Raw genomic sequence first — 20,155 nt, 5'->3', positions numbered from 1 at the left:
AGTCGAAGCATAAAGCCCAACGCCCCTTCGACTTCGCTCAGGGTGACATCCCCTAAACTCCGCTTAGGGTAAGATCCCTTCCACTCCGCTCAGATTGACATGCTGAGCGAAGCCGTAAGTCATGCTGAGCGAAGTCGAAGCATAAAGCCCAACGCCCCTTCGACTTCGCTCAGGGTGACATCCCCTAAACTCCGCTTAGGGTAAGATCCCTTCCACTCCACTCAGGGTAATATGCTGAGCGGAGCCGTAGTTATGCTGAGCGGAGTCGAAGCATAAAGCCCAACGCCCCTTCGACTTCGCTCAGGGTGACATCCCCTAAACTCCGCTCAGATTGATATGCTGAGCGGAGCCGAAAGTCATGCTGAACAGAGCCGTAGTTATGCTGGGCGGAGTCGAAGCATAAAGCCCAACGCCCCTTCGACTCCGCTCAGGGTGACATCCTCTAAACTCCGCTCAGATTGACATGCTGAACAGAGCCGTAGTCATGCTGAGCGAAGTCGAAGCATAAAGCCCAACGCCCCTTCGACTTCGCTCAGGGTGACAATCCCTAAACTCCGCTCAGGGTGACAATCCCTACACTCCGCTCAGGGTGACATCCCTTACACTCCGCTCAATAGCACATCTTAACCTAATTTTGATTTAAACTCTTCTAATATTTTATCTCAAACCGTTTTGAATCGTTATCCAAAACCACGCTTTGCGTTTTGTAACCTTCTACCGCATTTGCAGAACCTTGTGGATCAAACTTTGAAATTGGTGTTAAAAATGAAGCGAAATCTGCTTTTAAAGTTTTGCCTGTTTCAATTTTATCGTTAGCATCAAAACCGTGGAACATGAGTTTAATGTATTTGAACTTGGATTTAAAACTCCCTTCCACATTATCAAAAACAATGGTTTTATTAGCCGCATCGTAATTGATTTTACGCTTGTAAAAATCTCCCTTTTCGTAATTGTAGCTTTCTCCATCATCTTCATAATAAACAAAACTGTTATTGATCTTTCCTTTAAAAATGTTGATGGTTAGCGTATCGGTTGGTTGTTCTGCAGTACTCTGTACTAAAGATTGCATAGGCACAATACTGCTTTCTTTCACATAAACAGGCATTTTCTGTAAACTTAACCTAACAATTTTTTCGGTATTTCCTTTTTGCAATTCGCCAGTATATAGGTTATACCAATCTCCTTTAGGGAAATAGATGTTTCCAAAATCTTTTGTACTCTCAAATGGCGCAACCAAAAAAGCTTGACCAAACAAAAATTCGTTTTGGAATTGCGTATCGTAAATTTTAGGATCAAAGGTGTTATCAATGGCCAAACTACGCACTACCGGCAATCCTGTGGTAACCGATTTATTAAAAGTAGAATATAAGTAAGGCAACAATTTATAGCGTAAGCTGATGTAGTTTCTAGAAATCTCCGTTACCTCTTCGCCATAAGTCCATGGTTCCGAAGATTTTGTATTGACTGCCGTATGGTTACGGAAATAAGGATTAAAAGCTCCTAATTGAATCCATTTAGCATATAAACCAACCGATGGGCCGCCAGTAAAACCGCCAATATCCATCCCTGTAAAAGAAACGCCACTCAATCCTAAACTGCTCAATAACCTTACGCCTAACAACATATGGTCATCTTCCGAGCGGTTATCGCCTGTCCAGATGGCGGTATAACGTTGCAAACCCGCATAACCTGCCCTTGTTAATACAAAAGGGCGTTTATTGGTTGCAGCAACCATCCCCTCAAAACTAGAACGGGCCATTTGCATTCCATAAACATTATGGGTTTGTTTGTTACTCGCCAATTTTCCATCGTAATTGAAGATGATATTGGATGGCATTTTTTGCCCCCAAGTGGCAATTTCGTTCATATCGTTCCAAATACCAGAAACGCCCGTATTGGCAAAAAACTTTACTTTTTCTCGCCACCAAGCTCTTGCTTTTTCATTGGTAAAATCGGGGAAATTGCACCAACCCGGCCAAACCTGGCCTGTATAATTGCTGCCGTCTGGGTATTTAATGAAGATGTCTTTCTTAAAACCATCTTCGTAAGCATCATAACCCTTTTCTACTTTTATACCGGGATCAACAATAACCGTGGTTTTAAAGCCCATGTCATGTAATTTATCATTCATGGCTTCTGAGTCTGAAAAACGCTCTTTATCCCAAGTGAACAATTTATATTTATCCATGTAATGGATATCTAAAGTAATGCCATCTGCTGGGATCTTTTTCTCGCGAAGCGTTCTCGCAATTCGCAAAACTTCGGTATCGGGGTAATAACTGTACCTATTTTGCTGATAGCCCAAACTCCAAAGCGGTGGCATCTTCATCCTTCCGGTTAAAGCCGTGTAAGAAGAAATAATATCCGCTAAATGTGTATGGTAAATAAAATAGTAGTTCAACTCTCCGCCTTGGGCGGCAAAAGAAGAAAAACGATTATTACTTGCCCCAAAATTGAAATCTGATTGGTAGGTATTGTCTAAGAAAATGCCGTAATTCAAATTATCGTGTATGCCGATGTAAAAAGGAATGGTGCTATAAATGGGATCGCGATTTGTTGCATAACCAAAAGCATCTGTATTCCAATTGGTGTAACCTTCGCCTCTCCTATCCAAATTACCCGTTTTTTCGCCCAAGCCAATAAAACGTTCTCCATTTTGTAGGTGCTTGTAAGCGGTAACCTCATCATCAACCCAACTGCTTTGTAAACCTTTCTCATCTTGATTGATGATTTTACCATCTAACGTATAAAACGCAACAGAATATGGCTTTTTACTAATAACGGCTTTTACGGAATCTGTAAGGATGGTAATAGATCCATTATCTTGAGCGATATTGGTTTTTGTTTGTAGAGGCTTTGCGATTACTGCATAAGAAAAATCTTTTTGAAGTTCTTTTTTATCGAGCCTAACCCTAATGATAGTTGGGCTGTAAACGATGATTTCCCCAAAAGCATGATCTGTTTTAAAATCAATTTTTTGGCCATCAATTTTTACACTGGTTAGGTTCCCTGCCGATAAAACAGGATTGGTTTGGGCCTTTAAAAACAAAGGGGCAAACAGGATAAAGAAAAATAAAAGAGTTTTAAAACGCATAGCAAAAGAGTAGAAATTAAAATGTCTCGTTAAAGCCAAATAAATGGCTTTAACGAGATTATTTTTGATAATTTAGTTTTTAACTAAAGTATATTTATTGTTTGGAATATCCAAGGTAATGGTATAGGTGCCGGCAGATGGAACGGCGATATTATCTCCTGTTAAATTTCCATTTGCATCACCACCAAAATTTGTTCCCCAATCGTGGTTTTTTCTAAATTTTATCTCTCCACCCGCACTTAAAGGAATGGTTATTTTCCACTGACCTTTACCATCGTTTATATATTTCATATCCAACTCGTTGTATGGGCCAGAGGCTGGCGGCCAACCCGATGCGGTTCCGCTACCTACAACAGCCCAAACTAATGGGTCTATCTTGATAGTGTTTGCATTCAAATCAACCGTTAATTGTTTTGCTCCTGCACTGCCAGAGCTGATATCGCCACCAGATGTACTGATTTTACCATTGCCTGCATCTCCATAGGCCACATCCCATTTCTTTAATGGCGTAATTTTAAAGTTACCCCCATCAAACGGGATAACACCAACATAAACCCCGTTCCCTGTTGCAGAAATCAAACTGTCGGCAGTAGCCGGGTTCCAACCCTGATAAGCTCCTGGAACGTAAATCCAAGATGTTAAAGCGAAAGGCGTTGCTTTCATGCTGATAACATTACTATAAATTGGTTCTACATTGCTAGAAACGGTAGATTTAATCCTTACCTCTACGTCTGAACTTACCGCGGTTGGCAAATTTAAACTCAATAAAAGGTTGTTAAAATCTAAACCATTGTAAGATTTTGATAATGCTTCGGCCGGTAAAATGGCTTCTTTTGGCGATGCAAAATTACTCCCTTTTGCCGCTAATTGTAAAACATTGGTAACCGCTGCATTGTAACCAAAATTTGCTGCTGTTAAATTAAATGTTACTACATTTTTATCTAACATACTTTTATCTAGCACTACATTATTGGCAGAAACACTTAACGTACTTCCTTCGCCCGGGTTAACTATTGTCTTTACCTCGTCTTTTTTACAAGCAACAAAAGCCAACATCATAAAGCCAAGTGGCAAAATTTTATGAAATATCTTTTTCATGTTCTTAATTTTTATTGATTAATAACCTGTGTTTTGGGTTAAATTAGAATTTGCGATGATATCTGCAGTTGGGAGTGGGTACAAATCTCTATAGGCAGGTAAGGCTGTCCCGGCTTTTGTACCACCTTTAAAAGGCCACAAATAACTGCCACTGGTAAATTTACCATAACGCACTAAATCTGTTCTTCTAAAACCTTCCCAATATAATTCCCTACCTCTTTCATTAAGAAAAAAATCAACAGTTAAATCAGTAGCTGAAACATCTCCGCTGGTATTTCCATAAGCCCTGTCCCTTAATTTATTAACATAAATTAAAGCATTTGCTAAGGTACCGCCGGTGCCGCCTCTTGCCACCGCTTCCCCATAAATTAAATATTGTTCTGCCAAGCGGAATAATGGGAAATCCAAAGAACTAAAAGTTCCGTTTAATGATGGCCCAGGCTGCCCCGTAGAAGTTACGTTTTTGAATTTGGTAACCCTTAACCCATCGGTAAAAACGGCAACATCTTCCACGTTATTTTTAGACCCAAAGAAAGCACCTCTCTTATCTTGCGTACCATTTGGATCTGGGAAAAGCGCAGGTAAATTTTGGCGGGTTCTATTACCTCCCCACCCACCAGAAGGAACACCAAATGAGGCCGGGTTCATATCTGCATTGATGCCAGCATTGATCAAAAAGGTAGTACCGCCGTAATTAGTTCCTTTTACGCCATCATAATTGATGCTTAAAATAGTTTCATCGTTATTCTTATCATTATCTTCTAAAAATAGATCCTTGTAATTTGATTTTAAAGAATAACCCGCATTGATCACTTTGCTTGCGTAGGTAATGGCCTCTGTGTTTTTAGCTACCCCGGTATAAACCTGTGCGTTTAAATATAATCTTGCCAACAATGCCCAATCTGCACCTTTATCTGCTCTTCCGTACTCATTTGTTTTTGCGTCTTTCAAATCTGGCTCAATAGCTTTCAATTCAGATTCTACGTAATCAAACAATTTAGCCCTGGTGATCTGTTTTGGGGCAATTTTACCAATATTATCGTTCTCAGTAACAAATGGAGGATTACCATACGCATCCATCAATACCCAATATTGATAAGCCCTTAAAAACCTTGCCTCTGCCCTATATGTTTTTACGTTATCCGCATCGGCACCGCTAATTCCTCTACTGGCCAATTTTTCTGGAGTACTCTCTCTTAAAAATTCATTACAAAAAGTGATCTGTAACAAACTTCTAGAGTACAAACCTCTTAAAAACTGGTTATCGGCTGTCCAAAGAGACTGATCTAGATCTGGGATGCCAGTATCGCCCCAGGCACAAATGGCCTCATCTGTTGTTAATTCTTGGGAAGTCCAAAACAAACGCAAAAAATCTGCAAAACCCGAATTTAAACCCCCAATTTCGCTGTTATCTGCTCCGCTAGGGCTTGTTAAAGCATAGGCCGCATATAGTTTTACCATCTCTTGCTTATAACCTGCTGGCGTGGCATACACCTTTTCTGAGGTTACATCATTAGTTGGAAACGTATTCAAATCTTCTTTTTTACAAGCATCTAAAGCTAAAGCAACAAAACTTAAAGCAATAATACTTTTGTACGATGATTTCATGTTTTTATAATTTAATAATTTCATATCCTTAATTAATATTGATTAAAATCCGAGGTTTAAACCTAATGTGAAAGTTCTAGGCCTTGGATATAAATTATAATCGATACCTGTATTGTTTTCTGGATCTAAACCTTTGTATTTAGAAACCGTGAATACATTTTGGCAATTTGCACTGACCCTAAAGTTACCTGTATTCTTTCCTAAATTGCCAAAATCATAACTTAAACCAAGGTTATCCATTTTTAAGAACGAGGCGTTCTTGATATAATAATCACTTAAGTATTGATTGGTTTTAAAATTGGTTTTTAAGAAATCTACACTGGCATTGTTAATAACACCAGCAGGACTTAAAATATTAGAACGCACCCCAAAGTTAGAAGAAACGTTATCATAAATATAGTTGCCTAGATAAGTTCTTAAAGAGGTACTAATTGTCCACTTGTTATAGGTATAGGCAGTATTAAAACCAAGCGTAAAAGTTGGGTCTGGTGATTTATAAAAATACTGGTCATTTGTGTTGATTACACCATCTTTGTTTAAATCTGCATATAAACCCTCTACTGGTTTACCTGCGCTATCGTAAACTTGTTTGTAAACAAAGAAAGACCCGGGTATTTGGTTTACGGCATTATACTTTAAAGTTATACCCGTACCACCCGCTATATCACCTGCGCTAACCTTAGATCCAGGATCTGGGTTAAGCGTTAAGTTAGTAACCTTTCTTTTGTTAAATGCAAAGTTTAAACCCAGATCCCAATTTTGCTTTTCTTTTGCGATAGCTTTAAAGTTAATACTAGTTTCTAAACCTCTAACATCCATATTACCCACATTGGTGGTTAACAAATTGCTAAAGTTTGTACCTACCGGGATGTTTACGGTACTTAACAAATCTTTGGTTTTTTTATAATAGGCATCAACACTTCCATATAACCTACCTTTTAAGAAACCATAATCTAAACCTGTATTATAAGTTGTGGTAGTTTCCCATCTTAGATCTGGATCATAACCGGCAGGGCTATAATAATCATAATATGTACCGCCTACATTGTACTGTCCGGTATTGCTATTGGCATAATACTTAGAAAGATAATCTGTATAACCTATGCCATCTTTATTACCGGTTTGGCCGTAACTTAACCTCAACTTTAGATCAGATAGTGTTTTGCTGTTTTTCAAAAAACTTTCGTTAATGGCCCTCCAAGTAAAACCTACAGAAGGGAAGTATCCCCAACGGTTATTAGGTGAGAATTTAGAAGAAGCATCTGCCCTCATGGTACCGGATACGATATATTTATTATCTAAGGTATAAACCACCCTTCCATAATAAGACAGTAGTTTGTCCCTATCCGTAGAGAACGGGAATTTAGGTTCTGTCAACACCTCGCCCGTACCTTTAAAACTGGTATAGAAATCGGTGGTTTTAGAGTTATCATAATAACCATAACCTGCCGTAGCGTTAATATTGCTATTGATAGATTTTAAATCTTTGTTGTAACTTAAATAAAACTCAGAGAATTTATTGTTCTCTGTGTTTTTAGATTGAGAGATTGAACCTTGTGTGCCAATACTTTGAGCCGCAAAAGTTGGGACAAATATATTTCCGGTTCCTTTAGAAACATCATAGCCTACATTAAGGTTAGCATGAAGTTCTGGTAAAAAAGGTAAAGAGTAGTCTAAAGCAAGGTTACCGAAGCTTCTGTTTGCCTTACCATTGTTATCTTTTAAATCTATTAAACCAAGTGGATTACGAGGGGCGTTCGGGTTCACGGTGCCATCAGATCTTAGCCATTCGTAATAATTACCAAAATCATTAGTGGTGCGTACAGGTTGGGTTGGATCAAACTGAATCGCAGTTTGTATTCCATCGGCGTTTGCAAAGTGAGATTTTGTTAAAGCCCCTTTTAAGTTTAGATCAACCTTTAAATGGTTATCAAAAAACTTTGGAGAAAGCCCTATGGCGGCAGATGTTCTATTAAATTTATCTGTTTGCAATAGGCCTTGCTGATCTAAATATCCAACAGACACACGGTAAGGCACTTTTTTGGTTGTTCCGGATATGCTCACGTTATTATCTGTGGTAAGGGCTGTTCTATAAATTACATTTTGCCAATCTGTATTGGCATTACCTACCAAATCTGTAAAAAGTAAATCTTTACCATTATTGTCTTTCCCGTAAGTTGCTGTTGGGTTGGCATTTACATAATCCCTAATTTGGGAGGGAGATAATACATTGATGGTATTATTTGCCGTAGCAACAGAATTGTTTGTACTTACGTTAACCATCGGCTTGCCAGAAGAACCTTTTTTGGTGGTAATTAAAATTACGCCGTTAGAAGCTCTAGAACCATAAATTGCCGTTGCGTTGGCATCCTTTAAAATGGTAAAGGTTTCAATATCGTTAGGATTGATGAGCGATAGTGGTCCTGGGGCATTCCCGATAGAATTACCGCTCAATGGCACACCATCAACTACGATTAAGGGATCGTTGCTGGCATTTAAAGATGCACCGCCCCTGATCCTGATGGTACTAGCACCACCCGGTTGCCCGCTGTTTTGTGTAATGGCAACACCGGCTACCTTACCTTGTATCAGTTGCTCTGGACTAGATATGGTACCTTTTCTAAAATCTTTTGCATTAACCGTTGCAACAGACCCCGTAACATTTTTACGTTCTGTGGTACCATAACCAATTACCACCAGCTCATTTAACAAAGTAGAACTCGGTTTCAATTTGAAGTTTAAAACAGTACTTCCGTTAACAAGTACCTGTTGGCTAAGATCTTGGTAGCCAATAAAACTTACGGTTACCGTTACCTGTCCGTTAACATCAGTAAAACGGTAATTACCGTTTACATCTGTAGAGGTTGCCTTAGTTTGGCTAATTTTTACAGACGCACCCGGCAACGGAAGATTGTTTTCATCTACAACCTTACCGGTAATAGATCCGCTTTGGCCAAACACCTTAATTGCTAACAAAAACATCAGCAAAAAAAGACCATGTTTTAGCATGTAACTTTTTCTCATTTTTTTTAGATTTTTTATCGTTTATAATTGGGGGTAAAATTTTTAATTTTTACACATTGCCAATGTACAATTGCATTTCATAAATAAAAATTTTTCTGAATTATTTTTTTTTACGCTAAAACCCATTGATTTTAGGTTATATATTTTGGTTAAAAATTATAAATCAATTAATTTATAAATAGCTGTAAAACAAATATTTAAACCATAAATTTTATATAAGATAGTGTTTAATATACACCTGTTAAAATCTTACCCAAAAAAGGGAACGTTCCCTTAATCTGAGTGTCATTTTTAGGGAACGTTCCCGAAAATATTCAAAAATTCTGCCTAAATAACACTAAGTGCCGATAGTTTTTGATTTTTTTTCCGACTTATTTTTTTGGTTTTTTAAGCCGATTTTGTGGAGTTTCTAAAGATGATTTTTGAGTTTAAAACCACCTTTTCTTTTGCAAAGCTTATCTCTTTTTTATCTTGCAAAATATCGAACAATAATTTAGCCGATAAGTTACCTATCTCTACCGCTGGTTGCGTAATTGTGGTAAGCGATGGGTTTAATAATGGTGCAATTTCTAAACTAGAAAAGCTGATCACTTTTAGATCATGGGGTATTTTAATATTTAGATCATAACTGGCATAGTAGGTTGCAAAGGCCAACCTTTCTACAGATGCAAATATGCCGTCCAATTTCAGGTCTTTCAAAGCTTTTTTAATAATTGGGTCGTTCTCTGTATAACTATTAGAGCAATCTATGATCAATTCTTCTTTATAATTGATATGGTGTTTTTTTAATGCGTCTATATACCCCATCTCGCGGGTTTTACCTATGGAAAGATCTTTCTTTACCACCAAATACCCTATCCTCTTACAGCCTTGCTCTATCAAATGTTCTGTTGCTATAAAGCTGCTCTCATAATCATCCGTGATTATTTTTGGGGTATCAATATCGTCATAAACCCTATCAAACTGCACCATGGGCAATCTCCTTGCCCCAAAATCGTTCAAATAATTATGGTTCTCTGCCTCGCCAGAAACCGACATGATGATTCCTTCTACCCTACCGTTGTGCAAATGTTTTATAAAGTCCATCTCTTTTTCCAGATCATCATCTGTAGAATAAATTAAGATATTGTATCCATTTGCCCTTGCAACTTGCTCTATACCATGTATGGCCTGCGAGAAATAATTGTTTGCCAACTCTGGTACAATAACCGCAATTGTTTTGCTTTTTTGGTCCCTAAGGTTGCTTGCATAATGGTTTGGCTGGTAATTTAACTCTTTGGCTTTTGATAAGATCAAATCTTTGGTATGCTGCTTAATACCGCTGCTATTTCTAAAAGCCCTAGAAATTGTAGAAGTAGAAAGATTTAAAGCTTCTGCGAGTTGCTTTATATTGATACCATCCATAAAATTAAATGTAGGATTTATTTATTAGCCCCAAATATAAAAGATAATTTTCCGATTTTGATTTGCCTACCCTAAATGTCTTTAACATTAAATGGTATCTAAGAAAAAATGACATCTCAAAACATGATAAAATTACCTTTTGTTTATTAATAAACCGTCAAAAAGTCATTTAAAATCAATTAGTTATGTCAAAATTTCAGTTTGTTGCTTATTGATCAAAGTGGTTTTATTTTTGATGCTAACGTTTTGAGGAAAAAAACTATGAACTTTAATAATTTCACTATAAAAGCACAAGAGGCCGTTCAAAAGGCTTCAGAGATTACCACCGGTTTTCAACAACAATCTATAGAAAATGCCCATATTTTAAAGGCCTTGCTTTCTGTTGATGAAAACGTGGTAGGTTATATACTAAAGAAACTGAATGTCAATATCAATCATCTCAATCAATCTTTAGATGATCTTATTTCTACTTACCCAAAAGTTAGCGGAAGCAATGTTTACCTTTCAAATGCCGCAAATTCCACCTTACAAAAGGCACAATCTTGCCTAAAAGAATTTAAGGATGAGTTTGTGTCTGTAGAGCATCTTCTCTTAGGGATTTTAAACGCTGGCGATAAAACCGCTTCGCTTCTAAAAGACCAAGGCGTTAACGAAAAAGACTTGAAAAAGGCCATTACCGCCTTGCGTGGCGACGCAAAAGTTACCGATCAAAATGCCGAAGCTACTTATCAGGCTTTAAATAAATATGCCCGCAACCTAAACGAATATGCAGAATCAGGGAAGTTGGATCCAGTTATCGGGCGTGATGAGGAAATACGCCGTGTGATACAGATTTTATCCCGTAGAACCAAGAACAACCCGATCTTAATTGGCGAGCCCGGTGTTGGTAAAACCGCAATTGCAGAAGGTATCGCTTTCAGGATCATCAAAGGCGATGTACCCGAAAACTTAAAATCTAAAGTGGTTTATTCTTTAGATATGGGCGCTTTAATAGCAGGAGCAAAATATAAAGGCGAGTTTGAAGAACGCTTAAAAGCCGTGATCAAAGAAGTGAGCGACAGCGACGGGGAAACTATTTTATTTATTGATGAGATACATACTTTGGTGGGCGCTGGTGGTGGCGAAGGAGCAATGGATGCTGCAAACATTTTAAAACCAGCATTAGCCAGGGGCGAATTAAGAGCCATTGGGGCAACAACCTTAAACGAATATCAAAAATATTTAGAGAAAGACAAGGCCTTAGAGCGTCGTTTTCAAAAGGTAATGGTTGAAGAACCAGATACTGCAGATGCGGTTTCCATTTTACGTGGATTAAAGGAACGCTACGAAACCCACCATAAGGTAAGGATAAAAGATGAGGCCATTATTTCTGCCGTTGAACTTTCTCAACGTTATATTTCTGATCGTTTTTTACCAGATAAGGCCATTGATCTAATGGACGAAGCGGCTTCTAAATTGCGTATGGAAATGGATTCTGTACCGGAAGCGGTTGATGAATTGGATAGGAAGATCATGCAGTTAGAAATAGAGCGTGAAGCGATAAAAAGAGAAAAAGACGAAAGAAAAGTAAGCGATCTTTCTAAAGAAATTGCAGATCTATCTTCTGAAAGGGACGAATTAAAAGCTAAATGGCAGGGCGAAAAAGATTTGGTGGATGCCGTAAATACAAAAATAGAGTCTATTGAAGATCTAAAATTAGAAGCAGAACAAGCCGAAAGAGCCGGCGATTATGGCAAAGTTGCCGAAATACGCTACGGAAGGATAAAAGAAACACAAGAGGAGGTTGATAAACTTAAAGCCGAGTTAGAAAGCAAAACTTCTGATAACAGAATGTTAAAAGAAGAGGTAACTTCTGAAGATGTTGCGGGGGTTGTTGCCCGGTGGACAGGCATTCCCGTAAATAAATTGATAGCCAGTGAACGTGAGAAATTGTTGCATTTAGAAGATGAGCTGCATAAGAGGGTTGCGGGGCAGTCTGAGGCAATTGAGGCCATAGCCGATGCAATCCGTAGATCTAGGGCTGGTTTAAGCGACCAAAAGAAACCGATCGGCTCTTTTATTTTCTTGGGAACAACGGGTGTTGGTAAAACAGAGTTGGCCAAAGCATTGGCAGAATTTCTTTTTAACGATGAACATAGCATGGTAAGGATCGATATGAGCGAATATCAAGAACGCCATGCCGTTAGCAGATTAATTGGTGCACCTCCGGGATATGTGGGTTATGATGAGGGCGGACAGTTGACAGAAGCCGTTAGAAGAAAACCTTATTCTGTTATTTTGTTTGATGAGATTGAAAAAGCGCATCCCGATGTTTTTAACATTTTGTTACAAGTGTTGGATGATGGCCATTTAACTGATAATAAAGGAAGGGTGGTAAACTTCAAGAATACCATCATCATCATGACATCTAATATCGGTTCTCATTTAATACAAGAGAATTTTAGTCTTTTAGTTGATGAAAACAGGGACGAAGTGGTAGCAAAAACCAAAAACGAGGTTTTTGAACTGTTGAAGAAATCTATCCGTCCAGAGTTTTTAAACAGGATCGATGAAATCATCATGTTTACCCCTTTAAATAGAAATGAGATCAGGGATATCGTAAAGCTGCAATTTGTTGGTGTGCAAAAATCTTTGGCAGAAATGGGAATTACCATTGATGCTTCTGAAGAAGCGTTAGATTGGCTGGCAGAACTAGGTTATGACCCTCAGTTTGGTGCAAGGCCCTTAAAAAGGGTTATCCAAAAAAGAATATTGAACGAACTATCTAAACAGATTTTGGCGGGAACAGTAGACAAGGATAGCAAAATAAAACTAGATATGTTTGACCATAACTTTGTTTTTATGAACGAGGGTAAATAATATTGGTTTCTGTAAAACAGATCCCTGATCGCAAATTACGATCAGGGATTTTAATTTTTGCTTAAAACCATTTTAAAATGTTGTATCCCTGCTTCTTCAAACATATCGCCAACTGCTTTAAACCCCGATTTTTGATATAACGGCATAGCGGTAACTTGGGCATGAAGATAAATGTAACCGGCTTTTTTGGGCAAATCAGAAATTACGGTCTTGATCATTTCTGTGGCTATGCCTTTTCCCCTAAATTGTGGCAAAACTGCAAACCTTTCTAGTTTGAAACCTTTTTCTGTCTCTCTCCAACGGCAAGCAGCTGCAGGTTGTTGATCATAAGTTGCTAAAAAATGTGTGGAAACATCTTCGTTTTCCCATTCTAACTCTGGTGGGCAGTTTTGTTCTTCTACAAAAACGGTTGTTCTTATTTGATAAACCTTTTTTAAATCATCATCAGAGCTAACCTTAAAAACTTTAATATCATCCATCCACAAAAATAATTATCAAATTTAGTACAAAACATTTAACTCAATTCTTGGTAGGCGGCATCCAAACTCCTAGAAATCCCTTCGCCTTTCCATTCTTCTGCCCCGGGTATAAAAGTGGCTTTCATAATTTCTTCTTTAGATTTCCCGGCTTTCATTTCAGAAGCTACAAAAACCAATAATTTTTGGAGATAATTTTGGTAAGCTTTTAGATCGTCGATATTACCCACAATTTCTTCTGGGTCTAAAGCATGGCCAAATACGTAAGTAGTGTCCTTCCCGAAAGTTGCCATAGCCTTGTCCAACACTTTTATCCAACTATGTATATCTGCACCGGCGGTTTTATCAATGTAAGGAAAGCGGCGGTTAAAAACTAAATCGCCCATGTGCACCACTTTATGTTCTGGGAAATGAATCATGGCATCTCCATCGGTATGCCCGGCTCCAAAATAGTATGCTTTAATGCTGTCTTTACCAATTTTATAATTCCAATCTTTTTCAAAAGTTGATGTTGGGTAATATTGCTCTACAATAGTTTTACCTGCAGCAGCCGCATCTGCAGCAACCTTTTTTTGGTTTTTTAAAGAATTTTTATGTGCCACAACCTCGTTAACCAAACCTTTAAAAACAATATTGCCACTGGTATGATCACCATGATGATGGGTATTGATCAATAAATCGAAGGGTTTGTCAGATTTTTTCTTCAATTCTGCAACCAGGTGTTTTGCAGGATCTGGGTACTGCGAATCTACAACGATCAAACCTTTATCTGATAATAAAAACAAAATAGTGCCACCCTGCTCTGTAAAAACGCCCATTTTATCGTTGATCATCTTGATGTTGTATGCGGCGGCAAAGTCTTTCATAGATGCAAATGATGTAAATTTGTTTAAGGCTAAAGCTGCTATGGTTAAGCCAGAACCCATTAAAAATTTTCTTCTTTCCATTTTTTAAAAATTATATGTTTAAACAAGTATAATCTGAAACAACAAAAAAAGCGATCTGTTTTATAGAACGCTTTTTTTAAAGATAAAATTTTTGTTAAATCCCTGTAACATCCCTATCTATGCCTATGGAGCCTTTATGGGTCCTGCTCTTATCACCAGGGGTAACACTGTAAGAGCCTTTTTTCTCGTTTACCAAACTGTTATCAGAGTTTTCTACGGTTTCGCCATTAGCGATTTTTTGTTCTTTTAACCTTAACTCTTCTTCTTTTATCTTGTTTAGTTTCTCTACTGGACTTTGTGACATGGTTTCTTTTTTTAATTTTTAAAAAATAGATCGTTATTGATAAGGAAACAAATAACTTGCCAAGAGTGTATAAAAGATTTAAAAAGAAATATGTTGACTCAAAAATTGATGTCATTCAGTTAGCCAGCTCGCCAATCGGAATATTATCAGAATGAGTTTTTACACGGTTACAGTTTAAGAATCTGTAAATGCGATGCTGAAATAAATTCAGCATGACTTGTAAAGATTATTAAATACTTTTTACTTTTCACCAAATGCTTCTTTCAACTTTTCCACCGTATAATCAATTTCTTCTTTTGTATTCAGTTTAGAAAAAGAGAACCTAACAGAAGGCCTTTCTGGATCTGCGTTTATGGCGGTTAAAACATGGGAACCGATGTTTGATCCCGAGGAACAAGCACTACCGCCTGATGCTGATATACCGTTGATATCCAAATTAAAAAGGAGCATATCTGCCATTTCCATTTTTGGGAAGCAAACATTTAAAACCGTATATAAACTTTTATCAGCCTCGGTTTCTCCGTTGATATGTATATCTGGAATGGTTTTTTTCAGCTGTTCTATCATATAAGATTTTAAAGCCTGGATATGGTTTTTATGCTGCTCCATATCGGCGTAAGCCATTTCTAAAGCTTTTGCAAAACCCACAATGCCGTAAACATTCTCTGTACCGCCACGCATATTTCTTTCTTGCGCCCCTCCGTTGATCATCGGTTTTATTTTGATAGATGGATTTACATATAAAAAGCCAACTCCTTTTGGCCCATGTAATTTATGTGCAGCACCAACAATAAAATGAGCTTTTAATTTGCTTAGATCATGTTTATAATGCCCCATGGTTTGCACCGTATCAGAATGGAAAATAGCGTTGTATTTCTCACATAACTCCCCGACCCTTTCTATATCAGTTAAATTCCCTAATTCGTTATTCGCCTGCATTAAAGAAACCAAAGAACGCCCATTGTTTTGGAGCAGTTTCTCTAAATGGATATAATCTATATTTCCTTTTTGATCTAGATCAACATAGCTCAATTTTATCTTCCCTTGTTTTTCTAATAATTCTAAAGTATGCCCAACGGCATGATGCTCAATTTTGGAAGTGATGGCATGTGTGATCCCAAAATCTTCAATAGCGCATTTTATAGCGGTATTATCGGCTTCGGTACCGCCAGAAGTAAAAAATATATTTGCAGGGGCCGTATTTAGTAGGTTTGCCACGGTTTTCCTCGCTTTTTCTACCAAGGTACGCACTTCCCTACCATGCGCATGGATAGATGATGGGTTGCCATAATGGTTTTCCATAACGCCCACCATCGTTTGCATTACTTCTTTATCTAAAGGTGTTGTGGCCGCATTATCTAAATATACTCGCATGGTGATTAATTTTGAATGATTGAATTGATAAATGAGAGAATGATTGAATTTTGAAAGAATAGCCTTAATTATAACCTACAAACTTACGATCTTTAGGTTAAAACCTACAAATTTTTAAACTTGAAACTTTCTTCCTGGCTGATGCTACAACTTTTAAGATCTCTGTGCCTTCTTTAATTAAAGACTTTATTTGGTTTAAGAAGATTATTCCGGCTTCGATCAAGATTTCCATCAAAAAAATTTGCCGCTTAATAATCCTTGCTCCTTCAGTTTCAATTACTCATTTCTTCGTTCCACCCTTTTTACCATTAATTATTTCAATCTATCCTTAGATCATTATTTTACCCTACTTCAAAAACAACTTTATATCCTCAATAATTTTATTGGCCAAACCTTCTGCTGCTGTTTCAGATGTTGATTCTGAGTAAATGCGGATGATCGGTTCTGTATTCGATTTTCTGAGGTGTACCCATTGTTTATCAAACTCTATCTTTAAGCCATCAATGGTAGAATGCGGTTGTGATTTGTATTTCTCTTCAACGGATAACAACAATTTATCGATATCCATTTCTGGGGTTAACGTGATCTTGTTTTTAGATATAAAATAAGATGGATAGCTAGCCCTTAAAACAGAAATAGCTTTGCCATATTTGGCCAAGTGCGTTAGAAACAAAGCGATGCCAACCAAAGCATCCCTGCCATAATGTAACTCTGGATAAATTACACCGCCATTCCCTTCGCCCCCGATTACCGCATTACATTCTTTCATTAAAGTAACCACGTTTACTTCGCCAACTGCAGATGCTTTATACTCTCCACCAGCATTCTCGGTAACGTCTCTTAACGCCCTGGTAGAAGAAAGATTAGAAACCGTATTTCCCTTATTGTTTTTTAGGATATAATCTGCAACAGCAACCAAAGTATATTCTTCGCCAAACGGGGTTCCGTCTTCACATATAAAACATAAACGATCTACATCTGGATCCACAACTATACCTAAATGGGCATTGTTTTTTGTAACCTCATTGCACAAAGCGGTGATATTTTCTGGCAAAGGCTCTGGGTTGTGCGGAAAATGCCCATCAGGCTCACAGTATAATTCAAAAACCGTTTCTACGCCCAATGCCTTTAGTAAAGAAGGTACAAATATCCCACCGCTAGAGTTTACGCAATCTATAGCGATTTTAAATTTTGCTGCTTTTATGGCATCAGCATCAACCAAAGGCAAGGCCAATATTTTATCGATATGCTTTTGAAGATAAGAATCATCAAAGGTTACTTTCCCTAGATCATCAACCTGGGCAAAATCGGTATCTAAATTTTCTGCAATTTCCAACACTTTTTTTCCCTCAACATCATTGATAAATTCTCCTTCGTGATTAAGAAGTTTTAGCGCATTCCATTGTTTGGGGTTATGGCTTGCGGTAATGATGATGCCACCGCCGGCATTCTCATCAGGTACGGCAATCTCTACGGTTGGCGTGGTAGATAAACCTAGATCAACTACATCGATACCAATTCCTTGTAGCGTACCAACTACTAAATTCCTTACCATCTCGCCAGAAATACGGGCATCCCTACCTACAACAATTTTTTTCTTCCCGGTTTTTTCTATAACCCAGTTACCAAAAGCGGTGGTAAATTTTACGATATCTGTCGGGGTCAAAGCGTTGCCTGCTTGCCCTCCTATTGTTCCCCTTATCCCGGAGATTGATTTTATGAGTGTCAATTTGATATATTTTAGATTTTCAAAAGTAAAAATAATATCATTTATGATAGATGTTATTTTAAACATCCCCACAAATGCGAAAACTCTATATTTGTAGATCAAAAAATTTGCTATGCCCAAGAAATGGTTTCAAAACTGGTTCAATTCTCCTTACTACCACATCCTTTATAAAAAACGTGATGATGAAGAAGCCGAACTTTTTATTGATAACCTTTGCGCCCATTTAAAACCTGGCGCAGATGCTAAGATGCTTGATATTGCTTGTGGACGCGGCAGACACGCCATTTACCTCAATAAAAAAGAGTATGATGTTACCGGGATTGATCTTTCTTTGGGGAGCATTAAATTTGCCCAGCAATTTGAAAACAAAAAACTTCATTTTTTTGTGCATGATATGCGTTACCTCTTTTACATCAATTATTTCGATTTTGCTTTTAACCTTTTTACCAGTTTTGGATATTTTGAGACAGACAAAGACCACATAAACGCACTTAAAACTTTTAGAAAATCTTTAAAAAAAGATGGTAAATTAGTTTTTGATTATATGAACAGCCAAAAAATAATCAACCATTTGGTAACCCGTGAAGTTAAAGAGGTTGATGGCATAGCGTTTCATATTAGCAGGACCGTTGTAGATGGAAAAATCATAAAGACCATCAATTTTGAACATAAGAACAAGCATTTTTCTTTCAATGAGAAAGTAAAAGATTTTAAACAGGCAGATTTTACTCTTTTATTTACTGCCGCGGGCTTTGAGGTTTTAGATACTTTTGGCGATTATCACTTGAATAAATTCGATGTCAATCAATCAGACCGTTTGATTTTTATTTGTAAGAAATTGTAATGTTAGAGGCACTTTTAAAATTAGACCACCATATCTTTCATACCATAAATTATGGGATGGGCAATGCTTTTTTTGATTGGTTGATGCCTTTGATCAGGGAGAAAAAAAATTGGACCCCCTTGTATGCCTTTATATTGATCTATTTTATTTACAACTATCGGCTAAAGGGATTTTATTTCATTCTGTTTTTTGCGGCGGCGGTTGGCCTTGCCGATTTTTTGAGCGCTGGCATCATTAAACCGTTGGTAAACAGGGATAGGCCATGCCAAGAAGCATCCTATAAGCAAGAAGTAGTTTTAAGAGTGGGTTGTGGCACAGGCAAAAGCTTTCCATCATCACACGCAACAGATCATTTTGCAATGGCAATTTTTATGATTACGGTTTTCTATAAAAGATGGCGATGGATAATTTATACCGGCATTTTATGGGCGGGCGCAATTTCTTTTGCCCAAGTTTATGTTGGGGTACATTTCCCTATAGATGTTTTTATCGGGATGCTCATAGGTTCCCTAATCGGGTTTCTGATGGGGAAATTATGCGTTAAAGTATTACCTATTTTTGATCATCAATAAATGAGTATTTTTTTTATCACGCTTTTAGCGGGCTGTGCCTTATTGGGCGGTTTAGCCGTGTTTGTTGTTAAAAACAACAACAATAACAACCTTAAGTTGATACTTTCTTTTAGCGGTGCCTACCTTTTTGCCATTACCATACTGCATTTATTGCCAGATGTTTATGCCGGAGATGAAAAACATTTGGTTGGCTTGTTTATATTGGGAGGGTTTATTCTTCAAATATTGTTAGAACAGTTTTCCCAAGGTATAGAACATGGCCATATCCACGCTCATAATCATCAACAAAGCTTCCCTTGGGGCATCATGCTTAGTTTGTGCTTTCATGCTTTTTTAGAAGGAATGCCTTTAACCGTAAAAAATAACCAAGAATTGGTTTATGGCATTGCGATACACCATATTCCGGCCGCTTTTGCATTGGGCAGCGTTCTGATAGGAAACCATATTAAAAAAAATACGGTAATTGCTTTATTGGTTGTATTTGCGGCAATGTCTCCGTTGGGCTACATCCTAAGCTATAGTTTAAGCAACGGCAACATCCAAAGCATGGGGAATTACTATCCTTATATTATGGGAGTGGTAATAGGTATCTTCTTACACATTTCTACCACTATTTTATTCGAATCTAGCGTAGATCATAAATTTAGCATAAAAAAAACCATTGCCGTTTTTATCGGGATTTCTATTGCATTGGTTGGTTATTTCTTAGAGGCGCATTAGTTTATGATAACAAAAACCGAATGATAAAAAATCTAGTCGATACCTGCTTCCCTAATAATCCTATCGTTAAGAAACCATCTCTTTTATAATTCTTCAGTATCA

General features: G+C 37.5%; 14 protein-coding genes. 4 read left to right on the top strand and 10 right to left on the bottom strand.

The features are described from left to right. Positions 1 to 649: 649 nt before the first annotated feature. From I5M32_RS02325 to I5M32_RS02305, 5 genes are all read right to left on the bottom strand, one after another. Positions 650 to 3,094: a glycoside hydrolase family 31 protein gene (locus I5M32_RS02325; RefSeq protein ID WP_200584558.1), complete on the bottom strand. Its 2,445-nt coding sequence runs from the start codon at positions 3,092 to 3,094 to the stop codon at positions 650 to 652. 72 nt (positions 3,095 to 3,166) lie between these two features. Then, positions 3,167 to 4,192 carry a SusE domain-containing protein gene (locus I5M32_RS02320; protein WP_200584557.1) on the bottom strand — a complete coding sequence of 342 codons (1,026 nt, stop codon included), beginning with the start codon at positions 4,190 to 4,192 and terminating at the stop codon, positions 3,167 to 3,169. Between the two features lie 18 nt (positions 4,193 to 4,210). Continuing rightward, positions 4,211 to 5,800 (bottom strand): RagB/SusD family nutrient uptake outer membrane protein, encoded by a 1,590-nt coding sequence (locus I5M32_RS02315; protein WP_200584556.1) that lies wholly within the window; start codon positions 5,798 to 5,800, stop codon positions 4,211 to 4,213. Positions 5,801 to 5,842: 42 nt separating this feature from the next. Beyond that, positions 5,843 to 8,824, bottom strand: coding sequence for a SusC/RagA family TonB-linked outer membrane protein (locus tag I5M32_RS02310; RefSeq protein ID WP_200584555.1), 2,982 nt, complete (start codon positions 8,822 to 8,824; stop codon positions 5,843 to 5,845). A 387-nt stretch (positions 8,825 to 9,211) separates the two neighbouring features. After that, complete coding sequence (locus I5M32_RS02305; RefSeq protein ID WP_200584554.1) at positions 9,212 to 10,228, bottom strand: LacI family DNA-binding transcriptional regulator; 1,017 nt, start codon at positions 10,226 to 10,228, stop codon at positions 9,212 to 9,214. A 261-nt stretch (positions 10,229 to 10,489) separates the two neighbouring features. Between I5M32_RS02305 and clpB the strand changes: the two genes are divergently transcribed. Beyond that, entirely contained in the window at positions 10,490 to 13,087 is a 2,598-nt protein-coding gene (clpB, locus tag I5M32_RS02300) for an ATP-dependent chaperone ClpB (RefSeq protein ID WP_200584553.1), read from the top strand. Between the two features lie 50 nt (positions 13,088 to 13,137). On the opposite strand, the gene I5M32_RS02295 is transcribed toward clpB, so the two are convergent. From I5M32_RS02295 to glmM, 5 genes are all read right to left on the bottom strand, one after another. Further along, the gene (locus I5M32_RS02295) at positions 13,138 to 13,566 is read right to left on the bottom strand and encodes a GNAT family N-acetyltransferase (protein WP_200584552.1); all 429 of its coding nucleotides are present in this window, start codon (positions 13,564 to 13,566) and stop codon (positions 13,138 to 13,140) included. A 35-nt stretch (positions 13,567 to 13,601) separates the two neighbouring features. Beyond that, complete coding sequence (locus I5M32_RS02290) at positions 13,602 to 14,510, bottom strand: MBL fold metallo-hydrolase (protein ID WP_200584551.1); 909 nt, start codon at positions 14,508 to 14,510, stop codon at positions 13,602 to 13,604. A 94-nt stretch (positions 14,511 to 14,604) separates the two neighbouring features. Continuing rightward, entirely contained in the window at positions 14,605 to 14,814 is a 210-nt protein-coding gene (locus tag I5M32_RS02285; protein WP_200584550.1) for a hypothetical protein, read from the bottom strand. Between the two features lie 240 nt (positions 14,815 to 15,054). Next, positions 15,055 to 16,188, bottom strand: coding sequence for a cysteine desulfurase family protein (locus I5M32_RS02280; protein WP_200584549.1), 1,134 nt, complete (start codon positions 16,186 to 16,188; stop codon positions 15,055 to 15,057). Positions 16,189 to 16,534: 346 nt separating this feature from the next. Continuing rightward, positions 16,535 to 17,917 carry a phosphoglucosamine mutase gene (gene glmM, locus I5M32_RS02275; protein WP_200584569.1) on the bottom strand — a complete coding sequence of 461 codons (1,383 nt, stop codon included), beginning with the start codon at positions 17,915 to 17,917 and terminating at the stop codon, positions 16,535 to 16,537. A gap of 112 nt (positions 17,918 to 18,029) precedes the next feature. Here glmM and I5M32_RS02270 point away from each other — a divergent pair, with 112 nt between their 5' ends. Genes I5M32_RS02270 through I5M32_RS02260 form a run of 3 tightly spaced genes read left to right on the top strand, consistent with a single transcriptional unit; the run spans position 18,030 to position 20,053 of the window. Continuing rightward, entirely contained in the window at positions 18,030 to 18,761 is a 732-nt protein-coding gene (locus tag I5M32_RS02270) for an SAM-dependent methyltransferase (RefSeq protein ID WP_200584548.1), read from the top strand. Further along, entirely contained in the window at positions 18,761 to 19,333 is a 573-nt protein-coding gene (locus I5M32_RS02265) for a phosphatase PAP2 family protein (RefSeq protein WP_200584547.1), read from the top strand. The genes I5M32_RS02270 and I5M32_RS02265 overlap by 1 nt, the downstream gene beginning before the upstream one ends. Continuing rightward, positions 19,334 to 20,053 carry a ZIP family metal transporter gene (locus I5M32_RS02260; protein WP_200584546.1) on the top strand — a complete coding sequence of 240 codons (720 nt, stop codon included), beginning with the start codon at positions 19,334 to 19,336 and terminating at the stop codon, positions 20,051 to 20,053. Positions 20,054 to 20,155: the final 102 nt, after the last annotated feature.

The organism is Pedobacter segetis (genome assembly GCF_016623585.1).
Classification (GTDB): domain Bacteria; phylum Bacteroidota; class Bacteroidia; order Sphingobacteriales; family Sphingobacteriaceae; genus Pseudopedobacter; species Pseudopedobacter segetis.
The sequence above is the reverse complement of the archived record's forward strand: the minus strand, read 5'-3'. Positions and strand labels throughout refer to the sequence as shown.